The sequence below is a fragment of the Aliidongia dinghuensis genome (assembly GCF_014643535.1).
GTDB classification, from domain to species: domain Bacteria; phylum Pseudomonadota; class Alphaproteobacteria; order ATCC43930; family CGMCC-115725; genus Aliidongia; species Aliidongia dinghuensis.
Genome location: NZ_BMJQ01000009.1, coordinates 1 through 26615, shown reverse-complemented (window position 1 = coordinate 26615; position 26615 = coordinate 1). Strand labels below are relative to the sequence as shown.

Genomic DNA, 26615 nt, shown 5'->3' with positions numbered 1-26615 from the left:
TCATGTCGACTGCCCATGCCGAAGTCCGCGATCTGTGCCGCCGGGCGCTCTCGGGCCATCGCCGCGAGACGATCCGCGAGATGCTGGACCGGCTCGGCCGCTCGCCCCTTGCCGCCCTGCCGCGGGATATCTATGGCGAGGGCGAGGCGATGCAAGCGCTGGAGCGCGATGTCGCAGCCCTGCTCGGCAAGCCGGCCGCGGTCTTCATGCCGAAGGGCGTCATCGCGCAGCAGGCGGCACTCAGGATCTGGACCGACCGTTCGGGGTTGTGCACGGTCGGGCTGCATCCGAAATGCCATATCGACCTCGACGAGCGCTCGGCCTACGAACGGCTCCATGGCCTCGCTGCCGTGCGGCTCGGCCTCGACCATCAGCCGTTCTCCGTTGCCGACCTGGAGGCCGCGGCCGAGGAACTGGGCGCCGTCACGGTCGAGCTGCCGCTGCGCCGTGCCGGCTTCAAGCTGCCGGACTGGGACGCCCTCGTCGCGATCGCGGACTGGTGCCGTGCGCGCGGCGTGCCGCTGCATTTCGACGGCGCGCGCCTGTGGGAGGCGCAACCGTACTACGGCCGCTCCCTGGCCGAGATCGCCGGCCTCGCGGACTCGGTCTATGTCTCGTTCTACAAAGGGTTGGGCGGCCTCGGCGGCTCGATCCTGGCCGGGCCTACGGATTTCGTCGCGGCCGCCCGGGTCTGGCAGACCCGCCATGGCGGTAATCTCTTCACCGCGTTCCCCTTCGTCATCAGTGCCGCCGAGGGGCTGCAGCGCTACCTGCCGCGGATGGCGGCCTATCGCGCGCGGGCCTGCGGCCTTGCCGAGGCGCTAAGCGCGCTGCCGGGCGTCGAGGCGGTGCCGGCGGCGCCGCACACGAACGCCTTCCAGCTTTACCTGCCGGCAACGACGAACGCGCTCGACGCGGCGCATCTCGACCTCGCCCGCGCGAGCGGTGTCTGGCTGTTCGGCCGTTTCGCCGAGACCGCGTTGCCGCGCCTAGCCATGACCGAGATCAACATCGGCGACGCGGCCGAGGACCTGAGCGACGGGGAGGTGGTCGAGCTCGTCGGTCGGCTGGTCAGGGTGGCCCAGGCATCGTGAGACGGCTCGTCCTCCTGCTCGCGGCCGTGCTCGGCACCACGGCCGCCGCCGAGCCGGCGCGGCTGCCGATCCTGGTGCCGGTAACGGGCTTCCTCTCGCTTGAAGGCACCAGCCAGCGCAACGGCGCGCTGCTGGCACTCCGGCAGGCACCAGCTGGTCTCGCGGTCTCGGGCGAGGTGATCGATACGGCGACAGCGCCGGAAAACGCGGTCAACGCGCTGCTGCGCGCGCTCGACGGCGGGCCGGTGCCCGCCGTCGTGGCGCCGATGCTGGGCACCCAGATGCTGGCGCTCATGCCGATCGCGGCCGAGGAGAAGCTGCCGCTCGTGACCGTCTCGGGCACGGCGTCGCTGACCGAGGCCGGCAATCCCTGGATCTTCCGCTTCTTCCCGTCCGATCGCGCGGCGAAGGAGGCGCATGTCCGCTACGCCGTCGAGCGGCTGGGCCGGCACAAGCTGGCGCTCGTCTACCAGACGACGGCCTATGGCCAGAGCGGCGCCACCTATATCGCGACCGCGGCCAAGCGGCATGGCGCCGAGCTCGTGTTCAGCGAGGGCATCGATACGGGCGTCAAGGATTACGCGCCCGTCCTGAAACGGGCGATGGCGTCCGGCGCCGACGCCCTGCTGCTGCATCTCCATGCCGGGCCGACCGCGCTCGCGGTCCGCCAGGTGGCGGCCCTCGGCCTGACGCTGCCGGTCGTGGCCGGCTCGGCGCTGCACCAGCCGGCGACGGCGGCGCTGCTCGAGCCGCGGGAGTTGAAGGGCATCTGCGCGGAATCGGCGTCGTCGCCGGTCTCCGGCGGCTCGCCCCGGCTCGAGCAGTTCTTGAAGGACTATCGCGCCGCCTTCGGCGCCGACCCCGACGCCTATGCGCTCGCCCAGTACGACGGGACGGAGATGCTGCTCGACGTGCTGGCCCATGGTGCCCGCACCGGCGAGGCGGTGCGCGCGGCGCTCGCGGCGGAGCAGTGGGACGGCGTCGCCATGCGCTATGCCTCCAACGGGCACGGCGACATGGCGCATAGCGTCGTCATCCTCTGCTACGACGGCGTCACGCGCGTGCCGAAGGTGGTCGAGCGTTACGACGGGCTCGACGCCGCCAAGCCCGACTGACCGGCCCGGCGAGAGAACGATCATGGCGGCGGACCTGCTGGGCCTGGCTCAGCTGCTGTTGAACGGCCTGGCGCTCGGTGCCGCTTATGCCCTGGTGGCGCTCGGCTTCGTCCTGATCCTGAACGCGACCGGCGCGGTCAATTTCGCCCAGGGCGACCTGGTCATGCTCGGCGGCTATGTGGCGATCGCGCTGTCGCGTTGGCTCGATCTCGCGGGGATCGATCTCTCGGGGCCTGCGCTCCTGCCGCTCGTCATGCTCGCCATGGCCGGCTGCGGCCTGCTGTTCTCGGCGCTCGCCTGGCGACCGTTCCGGTCGCGGCCGCCGATCTTCGGCTTGCTCGCGACCGTGGCGCTCGGCCTCGTGCTGCAGGAGGCGATGAACGCGCTCGAAGGGGCGGCGCCGCGCGCGGGGCCGACGCTGGTCGGCACCGGCGATCTCCGGATCGGGCCGTTCGGCCTGTCGCGCTCGGCGCTCGGCATCATGGCGGCCGCGCTCGTCATCGGACTGGCCCAGGCCTGGCTGCTCGGCCACACCCAGTTCGGCCGCCGGCTCCGTGCCAGCGCCCAGGACCCGGTGACGGCCCGGGCGCTCGGCCTGCCGGTCGATCGGCTGATCGCCGGCAGCTTCGCGCTCGCCGCGGCGCTCGCCGGTGCTGTCGGCCTGCTGTTGTCCGGGCCTTATTTCGTGACGCCGAGCATGGGCAACGACCTGATCCTGCGCGCCTATATCGCCGTCACCATCGGCGGCTGGGGCTCGCTCAAGGGTGCCGTCGCAGGCGCACTGCTGATCGCCCTGTTCGAGAGCGTGGTCGCCGGCTACACGAGCTCGGTCGCGGCAACCGCAGCACTCTATGGCGTGGTGCTGCTGGTACTGGCGGTCCGGCCCGCGGGCCTGTTCCCGGAGCCACTTGGGCGGCGCGCATGAAGGATCTACTGCGGCCGGCGCCGCTTATCGGGCTGGCGGTCATCCTCTGGCTGGCCGTGGTGCTGATCGCCGGGTCCGGCTACGAACAGCGGTTGATGACGCTTTCCGCGGCATCGGCGCTGATGGCGATCGGCTATCAGCTGCTGTTCGGCCAGGCGGGTGCACTGTCGCTCGCCCAGGGCGCCTGCTTCGCCATCGGCGCCTATGCCGCCGGCATTCTCGGCGGCCGGCTCGGCTGGCCCGCCTGGGCCGAGCTGCCGGCGTCCGTCTTGCTGCCGATGCTGCTCGCGGCGCTCGCGCACGCGCCGGTCCGGCGGCTCGGCGGCCATTATTTCGCGCTTGCGACGCTCGGCTTTGCGGTGCTGGTCCGGCTCGTTGCCGTCGACGCCCAAAGCCTGACCGGCGGCGCCAATGGCTTGGCCGGCATTCCGCCGCTGCAGACCCTGGGGCTCCCGCGCGGCTCCGGCACGATGCTCGTCAGCTGGGGGCTCGTCGGGCTCGGCGCCGGGCTGGCACTCTGGCTGAAGCGCGGCGGCAACGGGCCGGCGCTGGCACTGGTGCGGGCCGATCCGGTGCTGGCACGCGCGAGCGGCCTCGACCCCGGCCGCATCCGTGCGCAGGCGTTCGTGCTCGCGGCTGGCTTCGCCGGCCTGGGCGGGGCGCTCCAGGCCCATGTGCTGCGCCTGGTGTCGCCCGAGGTCGCGGAATTCCCGGTCATGGTCGGTTGTCTCGCCATGGTCGTGATCGGCGGACGCGGCTCGGTCGCCGGCGCCGTGCTGGGCGCCCTCCTGATCGGCCATCTGCCGGAATGGCTGCGGCCGCTCGGCGCGTCCTACCGGATCGCCTACGGCATCGGCCTTTTCGCCTGCCTGCTTGCGGCACCGGCCGGCCTCGTCGGCACGCTGGAACGGTTCTGGCCGGCGTGTCCCGCCGCGACGGCAGGAGCATCCGATCGACCGCCACGCCCGGTGGCGGCGCTCGAACTCGCCGGCCTCGAGAAGTCCTACGGCGGCGTCGCGGCGGTGAACGGCGTGTCGCTCGTGCTCCAGCCCGGCGAGATCCTCGGCCTGATCGGCCCGAACGGGTCGGGCAAGACCACGCTCATCAATCTGGTGAGTGGACTTGACCGGCCGGACCGGGGCACCGTCCGGCTCGGCGATGTATCGCTCGAAACCGCATCGCCCGATCGCATCGCCCGGGCCGGCGTCGCGCGCAGCTTTCAGACCGCGGCACTGCCGGACGAGATGACGCCGCTCGACCTGGTGACCGCCGCGCTCGTCGCCCGTGACGCCGGGACGAGTTTCGGACGAACCGTCCCCCTCGGCCCGCTGCATCAGGCGGCGGCGGGCCTGCTCCGTCGCGTCGGCATCGATCCGGCAGCGAAGCCGGCAGCAGGAGCACTCCGGCTCGCGGATATTGCCCGCGCGCTGGCGCTCGACCCGGCTGTCCTGCTGCTGGACGAGCCGGCGGCGGGGCTGGACGCGGCAGAGCGGGCGCACCTCGGCACCCTCCTGCGCGCACTCGCGGCCGAGGGGCGGGCGCTGCTCGTCGTCGAGCACGACATGGCCTTCCTGATGGGGCTTGCGGATCGGGTGGCCGTCCTGATCGATGGGCGGATCGCCCGGGTCGGCACCGCCGACGAGGTGCGGGCCGATCCCCTGGTGCGGGCGGCGTATCTCGGGACCGCATCCTTGGGGGCGGCGCCAATGGGGAGGGGGACGTGACCGCGCTCTCGCTCGACCGGGTCGCGGTCAAGCGCGACGGCGACGTCACGCTTGCGCTCCCCGGTCCGGGGGTAACCGTGCTGCTCGGCCCGAACGGCGCCGGCAAGACGGAGCTTCTGGAGACGATCATGGGCCTGCGCGCCCCGCTCGCGGGCACGATCCGGCTCGACGGTGCCGATATCGACCGTTGGCCGGCCGAGCGGCGCGCCCGCGCCGGCATCGGCTGGTGCCCGGAGGGGCGGCGCGTCTTTCCGGGCCTCACGGTCGCCGAGAATCTGGAACTGGTGGCGCAAGCGCCGGCCTGGGAGCGGCGACGGCGGCTCGCCATGGTGCTGGATTATTTCCCCGCGCTTCGCGACAGGCAGGGGGCCGTCGCCTGGACCTTGTCAGGCGGTCAACAGCAGATGCTGGCGGTCGGTCGCGCCCTGATGACGGCGCCGCGTCTCCTGCTGCTGGACGAACCGTCGCGCGGCCTGGCGCCGGTGCTTGTTGCCGAACTTTTTGCCGTCCTGCGGCGGTTCGCCGACGCGGGGCTCGTCGTGCTGCTGGCGGAGCAGGCGGTCGAGGCGGCGCTGACAGTCGCCGATCGCGCGGCGGTGCTCGAGCGTGGGCGGCTCGAAGTCATCGGCCGGCCGGACGAGATCCGCGATCATCCGGCGCTGGCACGGAGTTTCCTTGGTTAGAGGTCCCGGGGTCAGCCGCCCAGGCCGATGCCCGGCTGCAGCGGCCGGGGCCGGCGCATAGCGATCCACCTCTTGCTCGCTTCGAACCGGTTGAAGTCCGCGGCCGAGAACCAGGCGGCAGCGCTGCCAGCGGGCAGCGGCTCGCTATCGAAGCGGTCAGGCGCCGTCTCGCCGATCAGCCGCCAATTCTCGTCGACCAGCACGACCTTGCCGACCGGCAGCCTGGCGTTCTGCCGGATCTTGAGTCCGCGATGGGTGAGCGAGCGGGTGGGCGCGGCCAGCTTCCTCACGATGAAGCCAGCGACGCCGATCAAGCTCAACAGCAGGATGCCGAACAAAGCCGTGCCGAGGATGTCACCCGGCGGGAAAGTGGCCATGGTGGAACCTTCTCACTGTACGCCGGATCCGATCTCGCATCCGGCGTGACCTGATTGCGTTCGCAAAGGTTCTGCGCGCTTCCTGGTGGCGAAGGCATCGAGGTCCGCCGCCTGAAACGGCAGGCTGCCCAGAAAAGGCCAACAAATTCTTTACGACACAGCCAAATCGATCGTTTGGCCGAAGTATCGTTCGGGATTTTAGGGAAATTTGCCGCGTTGACGCGGCGGTCGCCGGCGCCTGATCGGGTCGATTACTTTCAGGCGACCAGCCGCGCGCCGGGCGAGCAGCGGAGCGATCGGCCGATGAGGATCAGCGGCCGCCGGCGTGCTTTCGTGCCGGAGCCGGGGGCGTATCCTCTCCGCCGGCGCCCGAGCGGGCGCTGATCCGCTCGTCGATCTGCTGCATCAGGGTAACGAAGCGGTCGGGCAGCGGTTCGTGCAGCACGGAATCGTACATCGCGCGCAGTCGGCGGCCGACCTGCAGCTCGACCTCCGCATCGGGGCCGAGCGACAAGCGCTGCGGGTTCGGCGTGTCGCCAACGACGGAAAGCGACAGGGTGCTTCGTTCCCGCTCGCCCACCGGGGCTCGCGCCGTCATCAGCGAGCCGAAATCGTATGCGTCGAGCGATCCGCCGTTTCTCATGCGTAGTCTCCACTCCCTAGCGATCCCCCGCGCCTGTCGCCGTTCTGGCGCGGCGCATTCAGAGGGCAGGGACCGTCCCCAAAAACGGCGAGGCGTTCCTATGGTTCCCACATATTTGCCACGAGGCGGCGCTTCCGGATGCCGCAGCAGCACCTCAGGCGGCTGGCTGGCTCAACAGCGCATGGATCCGGTCCGCAAGATCGACGAGGCGAAAGGGCTTGCGGATCAGGCGCCCTGTCCAGTTGAGGCGAGGCGGCAGGTTCCGGTCGGTGCTGTACCCCGAGGTCAGCATCACCGGGATCCCGGCGCGATGATGGGCGACCCATTCCGCCAGATCGAAGCCGTTGAGCGCGCCGGGCATGATGACGTCAGCCACGACCAGCCGGATGTCAGCGTGCCGGTGCAGCATGCCGACCGCCTCGTCGGCACTCGACGCCTCGAGGACGCTGAAACCGCCGGCGCGCAGGAAATCGGCGACGACCGTGCGCAGCATGGCTTCGTCCTCGACCACCAGGAGGACGATCGGCTCTGTCGTGGCCTGCTCTGCTTGCTGCCTGTCCATCGCCGTTGTCCCCCGCTCGCCGTCCCCGATCGTCGGCAGCGCCCGTTCGGGTGGCGCAACTGCACCATGCACCGAGGTTCGATCCTGCTGCCCGAAGTTGCAATGTCGGTAGGCATCGGTGCCGGATCAATGGCGGCTTTGCCGATTTTTGCCCGAATTTTAGGCGACTTGGCAAAAAGCCCCCACCGCCATGAGACGGTGGGGGCCTTCGGAGGATGGGCGAGGAGGGGAGGCGTGCGGGGGGCGGTCGGCCGCCGCGCGTCCTGGTCCCAGGTGCTTATTGCGGGGCGGTCGCGTCCGGATGGGCGGACTCGAAGATTGCCCGCTCCTGCTGATGCAGGCTCTCGAGCTGCTGGTGGGTCTGGGCGCTCTGGGCGAGCTGCGCCGGGGTCAGGAGGGCGCGGACCTGGAGCGCCGTGGCGAGGCGCTGGCTCGCGAGCTGCTGCTGAAGCTGCGACTCCTGCTGCTGGATGGTGGTCAGCTGCGCCTCGGTCACGGTGCCGGTGCCGGCCAGCAGATCATCGATCTGCTTGCGGTCGGCGTGGAGCTGCTGCATCAGCGGCTTCGCCTGGGTCCAGCTCGTCTCGATGATCTGATGGATCTGGGTCTTCTGCTCCTGCGTGAGCGTGACGCCCTCGAGGAAGCTGAACGGGCCATGGCCGTCACGGCCGCCGTGATGGTGCCAGCCGGGGCCTTCGGGGGCGGCCATGGCCGCAAGCGGGATGATGGCCGCAGAGAGGGCGGCGATGAGAATCTTCTTGGAGAACATTTGCCGTTCCTTATCGATAGTCGATGCGGTTACTGGACGATGCGCCAGGTGCCGTCCGGCTGGAGGCAGGCCGTGCCGTAGCTCTGCTGCGGCTGGCCGTTCACCTGGATGGTGGATTGATATTCGCGGCAGGTCTGGGTCGCGGCCGGGGCGTATGCGGGCGGGGCGTATGCGGCCGGCGCCGGTTCGTAGGCCGGGGCATAGGTCACTGGCGGGGGCGCATAGACGACCGGCGGCGGCGCGTAGACCACGGGCGGCGGCGGGGCATAGAACAGCGGCAGGCCGACGCCGACACTGACGAAGGTTCGGGCTTCGGCCGAAGCCGCGCCCAGGCTTAAGGACAGGACCACCGCGGCACCCGCCGCGAAAAGGGCCGTCTTCATGGAACTCGGGATAGACACGCCAACCTCCTTGCGCATTCCTGCCTAATGATAGCGCATTGAATGGTCGCCCCTCCCCGATCCGGGGCAGGGAATTTGGTAACGAACTATGTCGATTGAAACGATCCGCCGCGGCTCCCGTGCGGCGGCACGTGGCAATTCGTCAGGTTCGTCAGTTGACCTTTTGTCGCGAGATTCCAAATCCCGGACGGAACGTTTCCTGCCTGCACCTGTCATGTCCGGGGCCGGCGATCCAGTTTGAAGTCTTAGATCGACGAGAACGCTGCTCCAGCAACGCTCGCTTTCTGTCGGAGATTGCCATGACCAAATCCGTCACCCGAGTGATGGCAGGCCGGGCCGTCGTGTGCCCGAAAGCCGCTTGCCCAGGATATGCGCTCCGACGATTCTTGACGCCGCTCGCGGCGAGCCTGGTGCTCGCGGGCTGCTCCGGCGGCGTGCTCGACCCGCGGGGGCCGATCGCCACGGCCGAAAAGACCATTCTGTTCAACTCGCTGGGCATCATGCTGGCGATCGTCATCCCGACCATCCTCACGACATTGGGGGTCGCCTGGTGGTTCCGGGCGTCCAATGCGCGTGCGCGCTACCTGCCGGACTGGGAATATTCCGGCCGGATCGAGATGGTCGTCTGGTCGATCCCGACGATGACCGTGCTGCTGCTGGGCGGCATCGCCTGGGTCGGCTCACACGACCTCGACCCGCCAAAACCGTTACCGTCAACCACCAACCCGATCGAGATCCAGGCCGTCTCGCTCGATTGGAAGTGGCTGTTCATCTATCCCGAGCAGGGGGTGGCGACCGTGAACCAGCTCGTCGTTCCGGCAGGCGCTCCCTTGAGCTTCGAGCTCACGGCCGAGGGCGTCATGAACTGCTTCTTCGTGCCGCAGCTGGGCAGCCAGATCTACACCATGCCGAGAATGGTGACGCGGCTCCATCTGCAGGCCGACCAGCCCGGCAGCTATCCTGGCCTGTCGGCGCAGTTCAGCGGCGACGGCTTCTCCAAGATGCATTTCACGGTCGAGGCTGTCTCGCCGGACAAATTCACGGAATGGGTCAACGCGACGCGCGGCAAAGGGCAGGCGCTCGACCCGCAGAGTTTTGCGGCACTCGCTGAGCCGAGCGAGGCGGTTCCGCCTGCCACCTACGGCAGCGTCGCGCAGGACCTGTTTCAAGCGATCGTGCACCCGAACGTGCCGCCCGCCGGCGATCAGCACGCGGACCAACCCAACATGCCCCCCACCATGAAGATGGAGAATTGAGCATGCTCGGGAAGCTCAGCTGGAACGCGTTTCCTATCAACGAGCCGATCGACATGGTCGTCTCCGCGCTGATGATCCTGACGGTGGCGGCCATCCTGATCTGGCTCACGGTCAAGGGCTATTGGCCCTATCTCTGGCGCGAATGGCTGACCTCGGTCGACCATAAGCGCATCGGCGTCATGTATTGCCTGCTGGCGCTGGTCATGCTGCTGCGCGGCTTTGCGGACGCGATCATGATGCGCTCGCAGCAGGCGATCGCCGTCGGCGACGCCCAGGGCTACCTGCCGCCCGAGCATTACGACCAGATCTTCTCGGCCCACGGCACGATCATGATCTTCTTCATGGCCATGCCGTTCATGATCGGCCTCATGAATTTCGCGGTGCCGCTCCAGCTGGGCGTGCGCGACGTGGCGTTCCCGACGCTCAACTCGGTCAGCCTGTGGCTCACCGCGTCCGGCGTGCTGCTGACCAACATCTCCCTCGTCGTCGGCGAATTCGCGCGCACCGGCTGGCTCGCATATCCGCCCTTGAGCGAGCTCAAGTTCTCGCCCGGCGTCGGCGTCGACTATTACCTGTGGGCGCTGCAGATCTCGGGCGCCGGCACGCTCATGACCGGCATCAATTTCGTCACGACCATCCTCAAGATGCGGGCGCCCGGCATGAGCTACATGCGCATGCCGGTATTCTGCTGGACGGCACTTGCCGCCAACCTGCTGATCGTCGCGGCCTTTCCGGTGCTGACCGCGACCTTCGCCATGCTGCTGCTCGACCGCTACCTGGGCTTCCATTTCTTCACGGCCGACGCCGGCGGCAACCCGATGATGTACATCAACCTCATCTGGGTCTGGGGCCATCCGGAGGTCTATATCCTGGTCCTGCCGGCGTTCGGCGTGTTCTCGGAGGTGATCTCGACCTTCTCGGGCAAGCCGCTGTTCGGCTACCGCTCCATGGTCGCGGCCACCCTGGCGATCTGCGTCCTCTCCTTCATCGTCTGGCTGCACCATTTCTTCACGATGGGGGCGGGCGCCAACGTCAACGGCTTCTTCGGCGTCATGACCATGATCATCGCGGTGCCGACCGGCGTGAAGATCTACAACTGGCTCTTCACCATGTATGGCGGGCGCGTGCGCTTCACCGCGGCGATCCACTGGTCCCTGGGCTTCATGGTGACCTTCGTCATCGGCGGCATGACCGGCGTGCTGCTGGCCGTGCCGCCGGCTGACTTCGTGCTGCACAACAGCCTGTTCCTGATCGCGCATTTCCATAACGTGATCATCGGCGGCGTGCTGTTCGGCGCGATGGCGGGCTACACCTACTGGTTCCCGAAGGCCTTCGGCTTCACGCTGCACGAAGGGCTCGGCAAGGCCAGCTTCTGGTGCTGGTTCGTGGGGTTCTACCTCGCCTTCATGCCGCTCTATGCGCTGGGCCTGCAGGGCATGACCCGGCGCATGGAGCATTACGACGACCCCACCTGGCAGCCATTGCTGATCGTGGCCTTCCTCGGCGCCGTCGTCATTCTCTGCGGCATCGCCTGCACGGTCGCCCAGCTCGTCGTCTCGATCCGCGAGCGCGCGGCGCTGCGCGACCGGACCGGCGATCCCTGGAACGGCCGGACGCTTGAATGGTCGACGCCCTCGCCGCCGCCCAGCTGGAACTTCGCGATGATGCCGCTCGTCGATCGCGAGGACGCCTATTGGTACTTGAAGCGCCGCGCCGAGGCGGAGCAAGCTCCGGCGGAGGCAACGCACAAGTACGAGCCGATCGAGATGCCGGTGAACACGTCGACCGGCTTCATCACCGCCTTCTTCGCGGTCGTGACCGGCTTCGCGCTGATCTGGCACATCTGGTGGATGGTCGGGCTCGGCCTGTTCGGGGCCTTCGTCACGACCTTGGTCTTCGCCTGGCGCGACGTGCACGAGCTCGAGATCCCGGCGGAGGAGGTGGCAAGCTTCTACGATGCCCATCGCGCGGAGGTCGCCCGATGAGCGCCGTAGTGCACGCCGCCCACGGCGTTCCGCCGCTCGCGAGCGGCGAAGGCCCGGCGCCCAAGCGCATCGTCGTCGCTTACGGATTCTGGATCTTCCTCTTGAGCGACATCGTCATGTTCTCGGCGATCTTCGCGACCTACGCGGTGCTCGTGAATGCCACCGCCGGCGGGCCGACGGGGGCGCAGCTCTTCAACTACACGACCGTCGCGATCGAGACGATCTGCCTGCTGCTCTCGAGCTTCGCCTGCGGCATGATGGCGCTCGCGATCAATCTCGAGCACAAGCCCGGGACCTATCTCGGCGCGGCGGTAACGTTCGTGCTGGGGGCAGCGTTCCTGGCGCTCGAGCTGCGCGAGTTCGCGGACATGATCGCCCGTGGCGCCACACCCGAGCGCAGCGCGTTCCTGTCCGCCTTCTTCACGCTGGTCGGCTGCCACGGCGCCCATGTCACGATCGGGCTCATCTGGCTCCTGGTGATGATGGCGCAGGTCTGGGCCAAGGGCTTTCCCATCACCGTCGTGCGCCGGCTCGCCTGCTTCAGCCTGTTCTGGCATGCGCTCGACATCATCTGGGTGGCCTTGTTCTCAATCGTTTATCTGATCGGGGGAGGCGCCTGATGGCCGCGCATACTCACGACCGCGCACCGGGCGACGATGTCGCGCCGGGCGACCGCCGCGAAGAAACGCTCTCGCACCTGCAGGCCTATCTGATCGGGCTGTTCCTGGCGCTGCTCTTGACCGCCACGTCGTTCTGGGCGGCCACGACCCACGTGCTCTGGGGGCCCGGCGTGCCGATCGGGCTCGCCGTGCTGGCCGTGGCGCAGATGGGCATCCATCTCGTGTTCTTCCTGCACATCACGACCGGGCCGGACAACACCAACAACGTGCTGGCACTTGCCTTCGGCGTGCTCATCGTGGCGCTCGTCGTCGCGGGGTCGCTCTGGATCATGGCCAATCTCAACAGCAACCTGATGCCGTCGATGGAGCTCATGGACCTGCATCAGCAGAGTTGAAAGGGCGCTGGCGTCGGTTTAGCCGCCCGTCAGTTGAGTGGCCCATCAGTTGAGTTGGCGGCGGACCTTGGCCACGAGCTGCTCCCGGTCGATCGGCTTCGAGATATAATCAACCATGCCGGCGGCGAGGCAGGTCTCCCGGTCGCCGTCCATGGCGTTTGCGGTCATGGCGATGATCGAGGGCGGTGCCCCGCTCATGTCCTGCCTGAGGATGCGCCTAGCCGCCTCGAAGCCATCGAGCTCCGGCATCTGGATGTCCATGAGGATGACGGAATAGCGCTTGTGGCCGGCCATGGCGACCGCCTGCCGGCCGTTTTCCGCCACGTCGACGCAGGCACCGGCCGCGGTCAGGATGGCGTGCGCCACCATCTGGTTGATCGTGTTGTCCTCGACCAGCAGGATCGCCTCGTTGCGAAGCTCATTGCCTGGTGTCGTCGTGTCCGCATCGTCGTTGGCGGCAGCGATCGCCACCGCGGGCGCCCGTTCCGCGCGCATGAGACTGTTCAAGAGAACCGCCTGCCGGACCGGCGTGGTGACGACGGCGTCGACGGGGCGCGTCGTCATGGCGTCGCCGAGGGCCGCCATCAGGACCAGCTTCGGCCGCACTTTGCCGTGGCGATCCGGCGGCTTGGCCAGGTCCCATGTCTCGGCGCCCATCGCCTCGCTCTTGAACAGGATGGCGTCAAACGGGTGCTGGTCGTGCGCGCCGTGCCGCAGAGCGTCGGCCGTCTCGCCGGCATTCCGGACCTGCCGGACCGCCGCGCCGAGCTCCTCCAGCTGCCGGGCCACGCTTGCCCGGTTCATCGGCATCGGGTCTGCCACCAGCACGCGGAGACCGGCGAGCGGGACGCCGGGATCGCCCGCCCGGGCTGGCTCGGAGCGCTCGAGCGGCACCGCGACGGCGAAGCGGGCGCCGCCCTCGTCGCGATTGGCGGCCGTGATGCCGCCGCGCATCAATTCTGCCAGCTGGCGCACGATGCTGAGGCCGAGGCCGCTGCCGCCGAACCGCCGGGTAATCGACGCGTCGCCTTGCGAGAATTTCTGGAACAGCTTTTTCTGCACCGCCTCGCTAAGGCCGATCCCGGTGTCTTCGATCACGAAGCGGAAGCGCGGCGCGGCAGCGGTGCCTTCGTCGGCATCGACCGTGACGGCGATGCCGCCCTGCTCGGTGAATTTCACCGCGTTCGACAGCAGGTTGAGCAGGATCTGCCTGAGCCGCGTCGGGTCACCCTTGACGCGCAGCCGGGCGGCGCGGTCGATCGCGCAGACGAGCTCCAGCCCCTTGTCCTGCGCCGGCTGGGCCAGCAGCTCGCAGACTTCCTCGACCAGTTGCGGCAGGTCGAACTCGACGGTTTCGAGCTCGATCTTGCCGGCCTCGAGCTTGGAGAGGTCCAGCACGTCGTTGATGATCTGCAAGAGCGCTTGGGCCGAGCGCTCGATCGCCGTGGTGTAGCGCCGTTGCGTCGCATCCAGGTCCGTGCGCTGCAGCAGCCCGCTCATGCCAAGGATGCCGTTCATCGGCGTGCGGATCTCGTGGCTCATGTTGGCGAGGAACTCGGATTTCGCCGTATTGGCGGAGACCGCGAGGCTGCGCGCCTGCTCCAGCTCTTTTGCCTGCTCGGCGAGCGCCCGGTTCTGCTGCTCGAGCTGGTGGCGCGCCTGTTCCGAGGCCTCCTTGTGCTCGACTTCCTTCGAGATGTCGCGCACCAGGCAGACATAGCCGCCGCCGTCGGTCGGCCGATTGCGGTATTCGATCCAGCGGCCGAACGGCAGCCGATAGCGTTCTTCGACGATGCTGCGGCTCAGGCGTTGCCGCACGAGGTCGTTGAGCATGCCCTCGCCGTGGTCGTCGCCCTCCGCCGGCTCGGTCGCGCCCGCGAAGCGTTCGGCGTCGAGCGCCTGGATCTCGACCGCCCGCTGGTTCCACAGCATGACGCGGTCGTGGGCATCGACCAGGCAGACGCCGTCCGGCATGTTTTCGAGCACGGCTTCGAGCTGGCCGTTCCGGCGGCGAATCTCGTCCTCGGCATCGATGAGCTTGCCGAGCTGGATCGACACGACGCCGCCCATGGCACCGATGACGATCACGATCAGCGCGACGCCGGCCGTCTGCAGCAAAGCATGATCGTGCCAGGCTGCCAGGACCTGGCTTTCAGCCGCTCCCGCCAAGACCACGATCGGATAGGGCGATGACGCGTCATAGCCGGTGATGCGATCGACCTCGTCGACCGGCGAGCGGGCGTGGAATTCACCCTCCGGCGCCCTGGGCAGGTAGGTCGAGAACAGCTGGCCGGCGGTGACGTCCTTGCCGAGGTCTGCCTCGTTGAACGGTTCGCGCGCAAGCACGAAGCCGTCGCGGCTCATGAAAGACAGCATATTGCCGGGCGCGAGATGCAGGCCCCGGTAATAGTCGCGAAAATGCTGGACGCTGAGGCCGACGCTGACGACGCCGCCGAAGCTGCCGTCCGGATGGTTGAAGCGGCGGGAAACCGGGATCATCCAGCGCTTCAGGTACCGGCCGAAGACTGGCCGGCCGATATGCATGCCGGTGTCGGCATGGTCCCGGTGATAGCGGAAGAATTCCCGGTCCGCGATGCCGTCTTCCGGCGAGGTTCCGCTATGCAGCTCGGAATCGGTGACGCGTCGGCCCTCGGCGTCGAATACGGCAACGCCTTCGACCGCCGGGGTCTGCATCTTCTGATTGGCAAGCAGGCGGCCGATTCGCGCCGCCTGCGGCACCCCGGTGCCGTCCGCCTCGAGGAACGTCACGGTCGCGAGCAGGATGTTGTTGACCGCCTGCAGCGTGTCGGTCGCGTGCTGCTCGGCCGCATGGGCAAGGCTGCGCTGGTCGGCACTCTCATCGCGCAGCACGGTCTCGCGTGAGGTCTGAATTTCCCAGATGTTGGCGACGATCAGCAGGCAGCAGATCGTCAGCACGAACCCGCCCACGATGGTCGTGAGCGGCCAGGCCCTGAAGGCTCTCTCAGTGCTGGGCGAGCGGAACATCCGGATTGCAACCCTCCATGGCGATGAATCTTGGAGGGGTGATGGTTAACGCCGGCTTGCCGCTGGGCCGCGGTGCCGGCGAGGTTAGTCGTTCGGGCGCCGCGTGATCCAGTCGTGGGCCGGATCGTTCCGGAAGCGCCACTGGCGTCGCGGGCCGGCCATTGTGTTGAGGTAATAGAGATCATAGCCGTGCGGCGCGCCGACCGGGTGGTAGCCGCGCGGCACCAGCACGCAATCGCCGTCGCCGACCGCAAAGGTCTGATCGAGCGAGCGGTCGTCGGTATAGACCCGCTGCAGGGCGAAGCCCTGGGCGGGATTGAGCCGGTGGTAGTAGGTCTCCTCGAGCAGCGTCTCCTCGGGAAACGCGTCGCGGTCATGCTTGTGCGGCGGGTAGGACGACCAGTGGCCGCCGGGCGTCAGCACCTCGACCACCAGCAGGCTCTCGGCCGGGGCCTCTTCCGGCAGGATGTTGTGCACGATGCGCCGGTTGGTGCCTTGGCCGCGCTCCTCGACCGCGACCGCCTCGGGCGGGATGAGGCGCGGCGGCAGGGCGCCCGAACCCGGTGCCGTGCAAACCGCGAGCTCGAGCGGCGTTTCGGCCGTCACCCGGAACGCGGTGCCGGCCGGCGCATAGACCGAATGGGGCTTGCCGTCGAACGGCGAGCGCCGCTCGCCGATGCCCTTGAAGACGGCCTGCCCGACCTCGACCGTGGCGCGCCCGGCTACCAGCACCAGGCAGGCCTCGCGGTCACCCGTCTCGCGCTCCAGCACCCGCCCTGGGGCGAGCTTGAACAGCTCGAAGCCGACATAGCGCCAGCCGGCGCTCGCCGGTGTGATCGCGAGCACGCGGCCGTCACCATCGGGCGGGCTCGGCTTCAGATGCAGGTCGCTCATGATTCCTCGGCGGAGAGTGGTTAGAGCAGGCCGGCTTGCCGGGCATAGGCCGCGAGGTTGCGATGACCCATCGAGGCATAGGCGAGCGGCTCGGCCTTGGCCGGATCCTGCTCGGCCTCGACGACGAGCCAGCCGTCGTAGCCGGGCAGCGCACCCAGCACGGACGCGAAATCGACCGTGCCGTCGCCCGGCACCGTGAAGACGCCGGCGACGACGCTGTCGAGGAAACTCCAGTCCTGCCGCCGGGCCTCCGCCATCACCGCCGGCCGCACGTCCTTGCAATGGACATGGACGATCCGCTCGCGATAGTCGCGCGCGAGCGTCAGCGGATCGACGCCGCCGAACGTCGCGTGCCCGGTGTCGAGCAGCAGACCGAGCGCCGGGCCGGTTGCGTCCATCAGGCGGCGAATGTCGGCGCCGCTCTCGACGACCGTGCCCATGTGATGGTGGTAGGCGAGCCGCAGCCCTTCGTCCGCGACCGCTTCGCCGAGCTCGTTCAGGCGGCGGCCGAACGGCGCCCAGTCGGCGTCGTCGAGGCGCGGGCGGCGCGTGAGCGGCACGCCACGGTCGCCATGGATCGCGTTCGAGGTCTCGGCGCAGATCAGCACTTGGCAGCCGAGCGCTTTCAAGAGCCGCAGATGGTCGGCGATCGCGAGCCGCTCCTCGGCGACCGACCGGCGCAAGAGCTCGGTCGAATACCAGCCGGAGACAAGCGCCAAGCCGTGGCGGGCGAGCGTGTCGCTGAGGGCTGCGGGCTCGCGCGGAAACTTATGGCCGAGCTCGATGCCCTCGAAACCGGCGAGCCGCGCTTCGGTGAGGCAGGTGTCGAGCGGCGTGTCGCCGCCCAGGCTGCGCAGGTCGTCGTTCGACCAGGCGATCGGATTGGTGCCGAGACGGACGGGCATTGGGGATCACTCTCCAAGTCGCTGATTGAGACGGTTGGCGTCATAGGCGACGCGGGCGGCCGCAACCTCGGCGCGCGGCGAGACCTCGGGCACCGCCACGTCCCACCAATGGCCGCCGTCGGCCGTGGTCCGCTGCGGGTCGGTCTCGATGACGATGACGCTCGTCCGGTCGGCGGCGCGGGCGCGCTCGAGCGCCTGGGGCAGCTCGGTCAAGCCCGCCACATGCTCGGCCGCGGCGCCCAGGCTCGCGGCATGGGCGCGGAAATCGACGGCCGGCAGCGTCACATGGCGGGTGTCGGCGAGCAGATTGTTGAAGGAGGCGCCGCCGGTCGCGCGCTGCAGCCGGTCGATGCAGCCGAAGCCGCGGTTGTCGAGCACCAGGATGATGAGCTTCAGGCCGAGCGCCACCGAGGTCGCGATCTCGGAATTCATCATGAGATAGCTGCCGTCGCCGACCAGCACGAACACCTCGCGGTCCGGCCGGGCGAGCTTGACGCCGAGGCCGCCGGCGATCTCGTAGCCCATGCAGGAATAGCCGTATTCCAGGTGGTAGCCGCCGGGCTCGTCCGCCCGCCACAGCTTGTGCAGCTCGCCCGGCAGGCCGCCCGCGGCGCCGACCACGATCGCGTGCGGCCCGGCGGCCCGCTGGACCGCACCGATGACCTGGGCGTCGGACGGCAGGGGCGCATTGTCCGGCGCCGTCGCGGCGTCGACGACCAGCCGCCAGGCGGCGGCACGGTCGCGGGCCGCGACCGTCCAGGTCTCGGGCGCCCGGTGGCCTTCCAACGCCACGGTAAGCGCCGCCAGCCCTTCGCCCGCGTCGGCGACCAGCGGCAGCGCCTGCCGCTTGCCGGCGTCGAACGGCTGGATGTTGAGGCCGACCAGGCGGCGGTCGGGATGGCGGAAGAGGGCCCAGGAGCCGGTCGTGAAATCCTGCAGGCGGGTCCCGACCGCCAGGATCAGGTCGGCCTGCTCGGCGCACGCGTTGGCGGCGGCACTGCCGGTGACGCCGATCGAGCCCAGATTGAGCGGATGGTCGTGGGCAAGGGCACTCTTGCCGGCCTGGGTCTCCGCGACCGGAATGCCGTGCCGCTCGGCGAAGCGGGCGAGCGCGTCGGTCGCCTCGGCATAGTGCACGCCGCCGCCGGCGATGATGAGCGGCGCCGTCGCATGGCGGATGAGCTCGGCCGCCGCGGCGAGCTCGTGCCGGTCCGGCGGCGGCCGGCGCGGCTGCCACAGGTGCTCAGCGAAGAAGCTTTCCGGATAGTCGAACGCCTCGGCCTGCACGTCCTGGCACAGGCCGAGCGTCACGGGCCCGCACTCGGCCGGGTCGGTCAGCACGGCGAGCGCGCGGGGGAGCGCCGTCAGCAGCTGCTCCGGCCGGGTCAGCCGGTCGAAATAGCGAGAGACCGGACGGAAGCAGTCGTTGGCCGTGACGGTGCCGTCGCCGAAATCCTCGAGCTGCTGCAGCACTGGATCGGGGCGGCGGCTGGCGAACACGTCGCCCGGCAGCAGCAGCACGGGCAGCCGGTTGACATGGGCGAGCGCCGCCGCGGTCACCATGTTGGTCGCACCCGGGCCGATCGAGGTGGTGCAAGCCATAATCCGCCGACGCCGGCTCGCCTTGGCGAAGGCGATCGCGGCATGGGCCATGGCCTGCTCGTTGTGCGCCCGGTAGGTCGGCAGTGCCTCGCCCATGGGGGCGAGCGCCTCGCCCAGGCCCGCGACATTGCCGTGGCCGAAGATCGCCCAGACGCCGGCGAAGAGCGGCAGCTCCGCACCGTCGAACGCCGTGCGCTGCGCCGCCAGATAGCGCACCAGCGCCTGCGCCATGGTCAAGCGGACGGTCTTCATCGGCTCCTCCCTTCGCCCCCGCAGTTCCCGTCTAGACCGTGATGGAATTAGGTTTGCTCACAGTCATGCCGCCGCTCCTTAACCTCCCTCTCTGCCCCATTGGGGCGGAGAAGGACTTGTCCGGCGCCCCTGATCTAACCTGATTTCATATCGCTCTAGGGCCTTTGTCCGGCGCATTCGTCCCAGGCCGCGGCGAGCCGGCCGAACCGGCCCGCCATGTCGTCGACCGCCGCCCTGTCGCTCATCCGGCCGGCGAGCCAGGCCTCCGCAGCCGGCGCGAAGATCGTGCGGCCGACCGCGAAGCCCTTGACGACGGAGCATTGGGCGGCGACGCGGAAGGAACGGATGAGTTCCGCCTCCGGCGCTTCGAGGCCGAGCATGACCACGCCCCGGCAATGGGGGTCGCGCTCATCAACGATGCGGGCAATGTTCTGCCACGCGACGGGCGACGCCTGGGGCTCGAGCTTCCACCAGTCGGGCTTGATGCCGAGATCATAGAGCCGCGCCACGGTACGCGCGATCGTCTCGTCGTCGATCGGCCCGTGCTTGCCTGCGATGATCTCGATCATCAGCTCGCGGCCGACCGCGCTTGCGGCTTCCGAGAGCGTCGCCAGGCTTTCCTCCTGGCGCCGGCGCAGGTCGGGCGGGTCGTCCGGATGGTAGAAGCACAGGCACTTGATCGTCTGCGTGACCGGCCATTCGACGAGCCGGGCCGCCGGATCCCGTGCAGCCTCGAAGGCAAGCGGCCGCGTGCCCGGCTGCTCGATCGGACGGCCGAGCCAGAGGCCCGAGCCCTCCGCCGCGAACAGCGCCGTCCGGCCGTGCCGGTCGTCGAGCAGCATGCCGAAGCCGGGCCGTCCGTTCGCCACGCGGGCCGCGGCGGCGACGGCAAGCCGCTTGAACTCAGCGATGCGCGCCCGGTCGGCGCCGAGCCGGTCGGCCAGCGTTTCCAGCTGGGCGCGATGGTCGATCGCAAAGGCGCGCAGCACGGACGCCTGCGGCCGGCGCGTCGTCGCCCGATGAATATGGTTGAGCGCCGCGTCGTGGCGCAGCGCGCGATGGGCGCTGCCGTGCACCAGGAAATGCTGCAGCTCCGGCCAGGTCGGGATCTCGGGCGAGCAGAGCAGGCGGGAGACGGCAAAGGCGCCCGACGCATTGGCCCAGGTGCAGCAGGTCGTAAGCGCCTCGTCCCTGAGCCAGCCGCGCAGGAAGCCCGCCATGAAGGCATCGCCCGCGCCCAGCACATTATAGACCTCGATCGGGAAGCCGGCGCCGGTGACACCGTCCTCGATCCGCTCGGGGATCGCTCCGGGGAAGACGACGCAGCCCATGGGCCCGCGCTTCAGCACGATCGTGCCGTCGGTCCGCGCGCGCACCCGCCGGAGCGCTTCGAGCGTGTCGCTGCTGCCGCCGGCGATATGCAGCTCCTCCTCGGTGCCGACCACCAGGTCGCAGCCGGGCAGGATGCTCTGCAGATGAGCTGTCACATTGCCGTCGGCCACGTAGCGCGCCTCGCCGACGCCGTGGCCCGCGAGGCCCCACAGGTTCGGGCGATAGTCGATGTCGAGCACGACCCGGCGGCCGGCGGCGCGGGCCAAGGCCATGGTGTGGCGGCTCGCCCGGTCGACCGTCGGCGTCGAAAAATGCGTGCCCGTCACGACGAGGGCCTTGGCGCGGCCGACGAAGCCAGGATCGATGTCACTTTCGCTGAGCGCCATGTCGGCGCAATTCTCGCGGTAGAAGATCAGCGGGAAGGTCTTGTCGTCGCGCACGCCCAGGATGACGAGCGCCGTCAAGCGGGCGGGGTCGGTCACGACGCCGGTCGTATCGACCCCTTCGCGCGCGAGCTGCTCGCGGATGAACCGGCCCATGTGCTCGTCGCCGACCCGGGTGATGAGCCCGGCCTTGAGGCCGAGCCGGGCGCAGCCGATCGCGATGTTGGTCGGGCAGCCGCCGACCGCCTTGGCGAAGCTCGCGACATCCTCGAGCCGGCCGCCGATCTGCTGGCCATAGAGATCGACCGAAGAACGGCCGAGCGTCACCACGTCAAGGGAAGCTGCCTCGATCATGCGCCTTCCACCCTTGGGCCCGCCCTGTCGCCGGGTCCTCGCCGCAGCGGGGCAGCCCTTGTCTTTGTCGTCAGTCTCAGGCAATAAAACATTGGTTCCATTTTCTGGTCAAGTCGGAACAAAAATTCCGTTTGGAGGAAGCCATGCTGACGATCTCCGTGCTCGGCGCCGGCCGCATCGGCCGCATTCACGCCGGCAACGTCGCGGCCCACCCGGCCGCGCGGCTGTTCGGTGTCGCCGATCCCGATCGCGAAGCGGCCGATCGCCTGGCCGCGGCCACCGGCAGCCGGGCGATCGATATCGACGAGGCGTTTACGGCCGACGCGGTGCTGATCGCCTCGCCGACCACGACCCATGCGGATTTCATCGAGCGCGCCGCCGCGGCCGGCAAGGCGGTGTTCTGCGAGAAGCCGGTCGATCTGTCGGCCGAACGGGTGCACACCTGTCTCGTCGCGGTCGCGCGCGCCGGCATCCCGCTGATGGTCGGGTTCAACCGCCGCTTCGACCGGCATTTCGGCGCCTTGAAGCGGCGCCTCACCGAGGGCGAGATCGGGGCGCTCGAGATCCTGACGATCCTGAGCCGCGATCCGGCGCCGCCGCCCGCGACCTATGTGGCGTCGTCGGGCGGCCTGTTCCGCGACATGATGATCCATGACCTGGACATGGCCCGCTTCCTCATGGCCGAGGAGCCGGTCGAGGTCTTTGCCGTCGGCTCGGTGCGCGTCGATCCGGCGATCGGCGCGGCGGGCGACGTCGATACGGCCGCAGTCACGCTGCGCACGGTCAGCGGCACGCTCTGCCAGATCTCCAACTCACGGCGGGCGACCTACGGCTACGACCAGCGGGTCGAGGTCCATGGCTCGGGCGGATTGCTCAGGGCCGGCAACATGACCGCGACGACGGTCGAGGCGGCGACGGCGCGGGGTTTCACCCACGATCCGGCGCTGCCGTTCTTCCTGGAGCGCTACGAGGCGGCCTACAAGGCGGAGCTTGCCGCGTTCATCACGGCCCTGTCGGAGGGCACGGCCCCGCGCCCGGATGGTATCGACGGGCTGAAGGCGCTGCTGCTCGCCGACGCCGCGACCCGCTCGGCCGAGACCGGGCAGCCGGTGCCAGTCGATCTCGCCTTCGACCGAATCTAGGAGGTTTGGCGGCGCTCGCCCAAGGCAACCGCAAGCGTCATGGCGAGGCAGAGCGTGGCGGCGAGGGAGCGGAAGGCGCCGCGGTCGGCCTCCGCCACCTCGAGCCAGACCGCGGCGATCGGCGCCAGCGGGCTGAAGGCGGAATCGGTGATCGCCACGACCGGCGTGCCGCGCTGCGCCACGGCGGTGGCGCCCTCGACGGTCGAGGGCGTGTAGGGCGTGAAGCTGATCGCCAGCAGCGCGTCGCGTGGCCCCGCACAGGCCGCCTGCTCGGCCAGCATGGCGCCGACATTGTCGAGCAGCACCGCGCGGATGCCGAGCTTGCCGAAGGCATAGGCAAGATATGACGCGATCGGGAAGGCGCGCCGCTGGCCCAGGAGATAGATCGTCTCGGCCGCGGCAAGGGTCGCGACCGCCTGTTCCAGCTCTGCCTCGCGCACGCTCTCCCGGAGCTGCATCAGCGAGGTGACCGAGGTTTCGATGAAGCCGTCGAGCAGGCCCGCCGGCCCCGACCGGCCGTCGCCACCCCGCTGCAGCTGAGCGAGCCGCTCCTTGTAATCCGGCCAGCGGTCGCGCAGGCGCAGGCGAAACACCTGCTGCAGGTCGGAGAAGCCGGAAAATCCCAGCGCCTGGGCGAAGCGCACCAGCGTCGAGGGCTGCACGCCCGCGTGATGCGCGATCTCGGCCACCGTGCCGAGCGCAATTTCGTCCGGGCGGTCGAGCGCGAAGCGCGCGACCTGGGCGAGCCGCTTCGGCAGGCTGTTGCGGCGTTCCAGCACCAGGGTGCGCAGCGTCTCGAAATCGGTTTGCGGCGCTTGCCGGTCAATCACCATGGCTCGGGTCCTTGGGGCGGGGCGCGCGCGAGACGCGCCTTTGGAATTTAATTTCGAAAAATGGAACGATATTCCGCAGCCGACAAGGAAATAGCGCAGCGCTGGCCGGAACGGATATTCCGGTGCGCTGGATTTCCGGCCGTTCAGAAAATTCATTCCGTTCAAGGGGCGCGAGATTCGTGCCGAATTTCGTCTCTGACGCTTGACTCCGGCCGCTCGGAGGCTCAGAAATGGAAAAATAATTCCAAATTTGCTGCTGCGTGGTTCTGTTGTTTCGAGATCCGCAGGCGGCAGCGTTCAGGGAGGGCTCTATGAAGCGATTCATGAGAGGGTTTCTGACGTTCGGTGCTGTGGCCGGCCTCGCGATCGGCCTCATCGCCGGCCCCTTGGCCAAGCCGGCCCGGGCGGACGGCGAGCATTTCGTGCTGATCAGCCACGCGCCCGATTCCGATTCCTGGTGGAACACCATCAAGAACGCGATCAAGGAGGCCGGTCGCGATCTCAAGGTGACGGTCGACTACCGCAATCCGCCGAACGGCGACTTGGCCGACATGGCGCGGCTGGTCGAGCAGGCGACGGCCGCCAACCCGAACGGCATCATCGTGACGATCGCCGATTTCGGTGTGCTGAAAGGCCCGATCGCCGCGGCGGTCAAGAAGGGCATCCCGGTCGTGACGATCAATTCCGGCACGGCGCAGCAATCGGCCGAGCTGGGCGCCCTCATGCATGTGGGCCAGCCGGAATATGACGCGGGCCTTGCCGCCGGCAAGCGCGCCAAGGAGGCGGGGGTCAAGAGCTTCCTCTGCGTCAACCACTTCATCACGAACCCGGCCTCGGTTGACCGCTGCCGTGGCTTTGCGGACGGCGTCGGCGTGCCGCTCGGCAACCAGATGCTCGATTCCGGCATCGACCCGACCGAGGTCGAAAACAAGGTGACGGCCTATCTGCGCGCCAACCCCAACACCAACGGCGTGCTGGCGCTCGGCCCCAATTCGGCGGCACCCACCATCCGCGCGCTCGAGAAGCTGAAGCTGAACGGCAAGCTGTTCTTCGGCACGTTCGACCTGTCGCCCGAGATCGCGGCCGGGATCAAGAGCGGCACGATCGCCTTCGCGATCGACCAGCAGCCCTATCTGCAGGGCTACCTGCCGGTCGTGGTGCTGACGCTCTATCACCGCTACGGCGTGCTGCCCGGCAACAACATCAACTCCGGCCCGGGCTTCATCACCAAGGAGAATATCGCGACGGTCGAGAAGCTGGCGGGCGAGTATCGCTGAGGCGCGCTGGCGCCTGAAAGGAGGGGGATTCCGAGAGGAGGAGTTGGTGATGATGCAGGTGTCGAAGGCCGCGGGCGCTTCGGCCGGGGCGAAGAGCTCGGCCGACGAGCGCGTGCGGAAGATGCACTGGGCCCAGCGGGCTTTCATGCGGCCCGAGCTGGGGGCGGCTGCCGGCGCCCTGCTGGTACTGGGCTTCTTCATGGCGGTGGCGCCCAACTCGGGCATGTTCAACGCCGACGGCATCTTCAACTGGCTGACCGTCTCGGCCCAGCTGGGCGTCATCGCGATCGGCGCCAGCCTCCTGATGATCGCCGGAGAGTTCGACCTGTCGATCGGCTCGATGATCGGCTTTTCCGGCATGATGGTGGCGATCCCGGCGGTCTATTGGGGTGTGCCGGTCTGGCTTAGCATCCTGTTCGCCTTTGCGGGCGGGATCGCGCTCGGGCTCCTGAACGGCCTCATCGTCGTGCGCACGCGCCTGCCGTCCTTCATCGTTTCGCTCGCCTTCCTGTTCATCCTGCGCGGGCTCACGCTGGCGCTCTCGATCCTGCTTACCAACCGCACAATAGTGAGCGGCGTCGCCGACCGGGCGAAGGGCGACTGGCTGGCGCCCTTCTTCGGCGGCACGGTCGGCGAGCCGGTCTTCGTGCTGCTCGCCAACTGGCACCTGATCGGTCAGTTCCCGGACGGCTCGCCGGTCGTCCCCGGCGTGCCGGTCATCGTCGTGTGGTGGCTGGTGCTGGCATTCGTCGGCAGCTTCGTGCTGACCCGCACCCAGTTCGGCAATTTCATCTTCGCCTCGGGCGGTGATGCCAACGCGGCCCGGAACCTGGGCGTACCGGTCGCGCGCGTGAAGGTGCTGCTGTTCGGCGTCACGGCGGCTTGTGCCACCCTCTACGGCGTCTCGCAGGTCATGGATTTCGGCTCGGCCGCGGCCGACCGCGGGCTGCAGAAGGAGTTCGAGGCGATCATCGCCGCGGTCATCGGCGGCTCGTTGCTCACCGGCGGCTACGGCTCGGTCGTCGGCGCCTGCTTCGGCGCGCTCATCTTCGGCGTCGTGCAGCAGGGGATCTATTTCGCCAATTGGAGCAGCGACTGGTTCCGGGTCTTCCTGGGCGTCATGCTGCTCATGGCGGTGCTGTTCAACAAGGCGGTGCGCCGCCGTGTGACGGGGGAGCGCTGAGCCATGGCGCCGCTCATCGAGGTCCGCGAGCTCCACAAGCATTTCGGCTCGGTCATCGCCCTTGCCGGCATTTCCATGACGGTCGAGGCAGGCGAGGTCATGTGCCTGCTCGGCGACAATGGTGCCGGCAAGTCGACGCTGATCAAGACGCTGTCGGGCGTGTGGCGGCCGTCGGCCGGCGAGTATCTGGTCGAGGGCGAGCCCGTCCATTTCACGTCGCCACGCGAGGCGCTCGACCGCGGCATCGCCACCGTGTTCCAGGACCTGGCCATGGTGCCGCTCATGTCGATCACACGGAACTTCTTCATGGGGCGCGAGCCGACCAAGGGCTTCGGGCCGTTCCGCTGGATGGACTTTATCTTCGCCGACGGCGTGGCCCGCGACGAGATGCGCCGCATCGGCATCGACATCCGCGACCCGCAGCAGGCGGTCGGCACGCTCTCGGGCGGCGAGCGGCAATGCCTCGCCATCGCGCGCGCCGTCTATTTCGGCGCCAAGGTGCTGATCCTCGACGAGCCGACCTCGGCCTTGGGTGTGGCACAGACCTCGATGGTGCTGAAATACATCCACCAGGTCCGGCAGAAGGGCCTGGGCGTGATCTTCATCACCCACAACGTGCGTCATGCCGCGGCGGTCGGCGACCGCTTCACCATCCTCAACCGCGGCCGCACGCTCGGCACTTTCGCGCGCGGCGAGATCGACGTCGACGAGCTGCAGAACCTGATGGCCGGCGGCAAGGAATTGCAGGACCTGTCGGCCGAACTCGGCGGCACGGTCTAGGACGAATCGACATTCAGCGCATCCAGATCATCGCGCTGGCGAGATGCAGGGCGGCGAGGAAATAGATAGCTCTGCGGTCATATCTGGTGGCGATGCGCCTGAAGTGCTTGAGCTTGTTGAAGA

General features: G+C 68.7%; 24 protein-coding genes and 1 pseudogene. 13 read left to right on the top strand and 12 right to left on the bottom strand.

Going from position 1 to position 26615, the window contains the following annotated elements; translation table 11 throughout:
* Window positions 1-2 precede the first annotated feature (2 nt).
* The 5 genes from IEY58_RS17310 to IEY58_RS17290 are packed head-to-tail and all read left to right on the top strand — an operon-like array spanning window position 3 to window position 5541.
* On the top strand, window positions 3-1094 hold the full coding sequence (locus IEY58_RS17310; protein WP_229743784.1) for a threonine aldolase family protein: 1092 nt from the start codon (window positions 3-5) through the stop codon (window positions 1092-1094).
* Window positions 1091-2209: an ABC transporter substrate-binding protein gene (locus tag IEY58_RS17305; protein WP_189048005.1), complete on the top strand. Its 1119-nt coding sequence runs from the start codon at window positions 1091-1093 to the stop codon at window positions 2207-2209. Before IEY58_RS17310 ends, IEY58_RS17305 begins: the two co-directional genes overlap by 4 nt.
* A gap of 22 nt (window positions 2210-2231) precedes the next feature.
* On the top strand, window positions 2232-3134 hold the full coding sequence (locus tag IEY58_RS17300) for a branched-chain amino acid ABC transporter permease (RefSeq protein WP_229743783.1): 903 nt from the start codon (window positions 2232-2234) through the stop codon (window positions 3132-3134).
* A complete protein-coding gene (locus IEY58_RS17295) occupies window positions 3131-4858 on the top strand; it encodes a branched-chain amino acid ABC transporter ATP-binding protein/permease (RefSeq protein ID WP_189048003.1) in 1728 nt (575 codons plus the stop codon). Before IEY58_RS17300 ends, IEY58_RS17295 begins: the two co-directional genes overlap by 4 nt.
* Entirely contained in the window at window positions 4855-5541 is a 687-nt protein-coding gene (locus IEY58_RS17290) for an ABC transporter ATP-binding protein (RefSeq protein WP_229743782.1), read from the top strand. The genes IEY58_RS17295 and IEY58_RS17290 overlap by 4 nt, the downstream gene beginning before the upstream one ends.
* Window positions 5542-5552: 11 nt before the next feature.
* Here IEY58_RS17290 and IEY58_RS17285 read toward each other — a convergent pair whose 3' ends face one another.
* The 5 genes from IEY58_RS17285 to IEY58_RS17265 all read right to left on the bottom strand — a co-directional run bounded on the left by IEY58_RS17285 (window position 5553) and on the right by IEY58_RS17265 (window position 8275).
* Complete coding sequence (locus IEY58_RS17285) at window positions 5553-5918, bottom strand: hypothetical protein (protein ID WP_189048001.1); 366 nt, start codon at window positions 5916-5918, stop codon at window positions 5553-5555.
* 310 nt (window positions 5919-6228) lie between these two features.
* Window positions 6229-6561 carry a NepR family anti-sigma factor gene (locus IEY58_RS17280; protein ID WP_189047999.1) on the bottom strand — a complete coding sequence of 111 codons (333 nt, stop codon included), beginning with the start codon at window positions 6559-6561 and terminating at the stop codon, window positions 6229-6231.
* Between the two features lie 154 nt (window positions 6562-6715).
* On the bottom strand, window positions 6716-7123 hold the full coding sequence (locus IEY58_RS17275; protein WP_189047997.1) for a response regulator: 408 nt from the start codon (window positions 7121-7123) through the stop codon (window positions 6716-6718).
* A 277-nt stretch (window positions 7124-7400) separates the two neighbouring features.
* Entirely contained in the window at window positions 7401-7892 is a 492-nt protein-coding gene (locus IEY58_RS17270; protein ID WP_189047995.1) for a Spy/CpxP family protein refolding chaperone, read from the bottom strand.
* A gap of 29 nt (window positions 7893-7921) precedes the next feature.
* On the bottom strand, window positions 7922-8275 hold the full coding sequence (locus tag IEY58_RS17265; protein WP_189047993.1) for a hypothetical protein: 354 nt from the start codon (window positions 8273-8275) through the stop codon (window positions 7922-7924).
* Between the two features lie 404 nt (window positions 8276-8679).
* On the opposite strand from IEY58_RS17265, the gene cyoA reads away from it, so the two are divergent.
* Genes cyoA through cyoD form a run of 4 tightly spaced genes read left to right on the top strand, consistent with a single transcriptional unit; the run spans window position 8680 to window position 12549 of the window.
* Entirely contained in the window at window positions 8680-9549 is an 870-nt protein-coding gene (cyoA, locus tag IEY58_RS17260) for a ubiquinol oxidase subunit II (RefSeq protein WP_229743781.1), read from the top strand.
* 2 nt (window positions 9550-9551) lie between these two features.
* Window positions 9552-11534, top strand: a complete 1983-nt coding sequence (cyoB, locus tag IEY58_RS17255) for a cytochrome o ubiquinol oxidase subunit I (RefSeq protein ID WP_189047992.1) — start codon at window positions 9552-9554, stop codon at window positions 11532-11534.
* Entirely contained in the window at window positions 11531-12154 is a 624-nt protein-coding gene (cyoC, locus tag IEY58_RS17250) for a cytochrome o ubiquinol oxidase subunit III (protein ID WP_189047990.1), read from the top strand. Before cyoB ends, cyoC begins: the two co-directional genes overlap by 4 nt.
* A complete protein-coding gene (gene cyoD, locus IEY58_RS17245) occupies window positions 12154-12549 on the top strand; it encodes a cytochrome o ubiquinol oxidase subunit IV (protein ID WP_189047988.1) in 396 nt (131 codons plus the stop codon). Before cyoC ends, cyoD begins: the two co-directional genes overlap by 1 nt.
* A gap of 45 nt (window positions 12550-12594) precedes the next feature.
* On the opposite strand, the gene IEY58_RS17240 is transcribed toward cyoD, so the two are convergent.
* The 5 genes from IEY58_RS17240 to IEY58_RS17220 all read right to left on the bottom strand — a co-directional run bounded on the left by IEY58_RS17240 (window position 12595) and on the right by IEY58_RS17220 (window position 21277).
* On the bottom strand, window positions 12595-15555 hold the full coding sequence (locus tag IEY58_RS17240; RefSeq protein ID WP_189047987.1) for a response regulator: 2961 nt from the start codon (window positions 15553-15555) through the stop codon (window positions 12595-12597).
* Window positions 15556-15639: 84 nt separating this feature from the next.
* Window positions 15640-16449, bottom strand: a complete 810-nt coding sequence (iolB, locus tag IEY58_RS17235) for a 5-deoxy-glucuronate isomerase (RefSeq protein ID WP_189047986.1) — start codon at window positions 16447-16449, stop codon at window positions 15640-15642.
* A 20-nt stretch (window positions 16450-16469) separates the two neighbouring features.
* Window positions 16470-17354 carry a myo-inosose-2 dehydratase gene (iolE, locus tag IEY58_RS17230; protein WP_189047984.1) on the bottom strand — a complete coding sequence of 295 codons (885 nt, stop codon included), beginning with the start codon at window positions 17352-17354 and terminating at the stop codon, window positions 16470-16472.
* A 6-nt stretch (window positions 17355-17360) separates the two neighbouring features.
* Entirely contained in the window at window positions 17361-19208 is a 1848-nt protein-coding gene (gene iolD, locus IEY58_RS17225) for a 3D-(3,5/4)-trihydroxycyclohexane-1,2-dione acylhydrolase (decyclizing) (RefSeq protein ID WP_189047982.1), read from the bottom strand.
* A gap of 155 nt (window positions 19209-19363) precedes the next feature.
* Entirely contained in the window at window positions 19364-21277 is a 1914-nt protein-coding gene (locus IEY58_RS17220; RefSeq protein WP_189047981.1) for a bifunctional 5-dehydro-2-deoxygluconokinase/5-dehydro-2-deoxyphosphogluconate aldolase, read from the bottom strand.
* A gap of 143 nt (window positions 21278-21420) precedes the next feature.
* On the opposite strand from IEY58_RS17220, the gene iolG reads away from it, so the two are divergent.
* Window positions 21421-22419, top strand: a complete 999-nt coding sequence (gene iolG, locus IEY58_RS17215; protein WP_189047979.1) for an inositol 2-dehydrogenase — start codon at window positions 21421-21423, stop codon at window positions 22417-22419.
* Here the strand turns inward: iolG and IEY58_RS17210 are convergent.
* Window positions 22416-23252 carry a MurR/RpiR family transcriptional regulator gene (locus IEY58_RS17210; RefSeq protein WP_189047977.1) on the bottom strand — a complete coding sequence of 279 codons (837 nt, stop codon included), beginning with the start codon at window positions 23250-23252 and terminating at the stop codon, window positions 22416-22418. The two genes, iolG and IEY58_RS17210, sit on opposite strands and share 4 nt — an antisense overlap.
* A 323-nt stretch (window positions 23253-23575) precedes the next feature.
* Here IEY58_RS17210 and IEY58_RS17205 point away from each other — a divergent pair, with 323 nt between their 5' ends.
* Genes IEY58_RS17205 through IEY58_RS17195 form a run of 3 tightly spaced genes read left to right on the top strand, consistent with a single transcriptional unit; the run spans window position 23576 to window position 26492 of the window.
* Window positions 23576-24529: a sugar ABC transporter substrate-binding protein gene (locus IEY58_RS17205; protein ID WP_189047976.1), complete on the top strand. Its 954-nt coding sequence runs from the start codon at window positions 23576-23578 to the stop codon at window positions 24527-24529.
* 49 nt (window positions 24530-24578) lie between these two features.
* On the top strand, window positions 24579-25712 hold the full coding sequence (locus tag IEY58_RS17200) for an ABC transporter permease (RefSeq protein ID WP_229743780.1): 1134 nt from the start codon (window positions 24579-24581) through the stop codon (window positions 25710-25712).
* A gap of 3 nt (window positions 25713-25715) precedes the next feature.
* Entirely contained in the window at window positions 25716-26492 is a 777-nt protein-coding gene (locus tag IEY58_RS17195) for an ATP-binding cassette domain-containing protein (RefSeq protein ID WP_189047974.1), read from the top strand.
* 13 nt (window positions 26493-26505) lie between these two features.
* Here the strand turns inward: IEY58_RS17195 and IEY58_RS34395 are convergent.
* Window positions 26506-26615 (bottom strand): annotated as a pseudogene (locus tag IEY58_RS34395) (IS5-like element ISNeu3 family transposase); the annotation flags it as partial.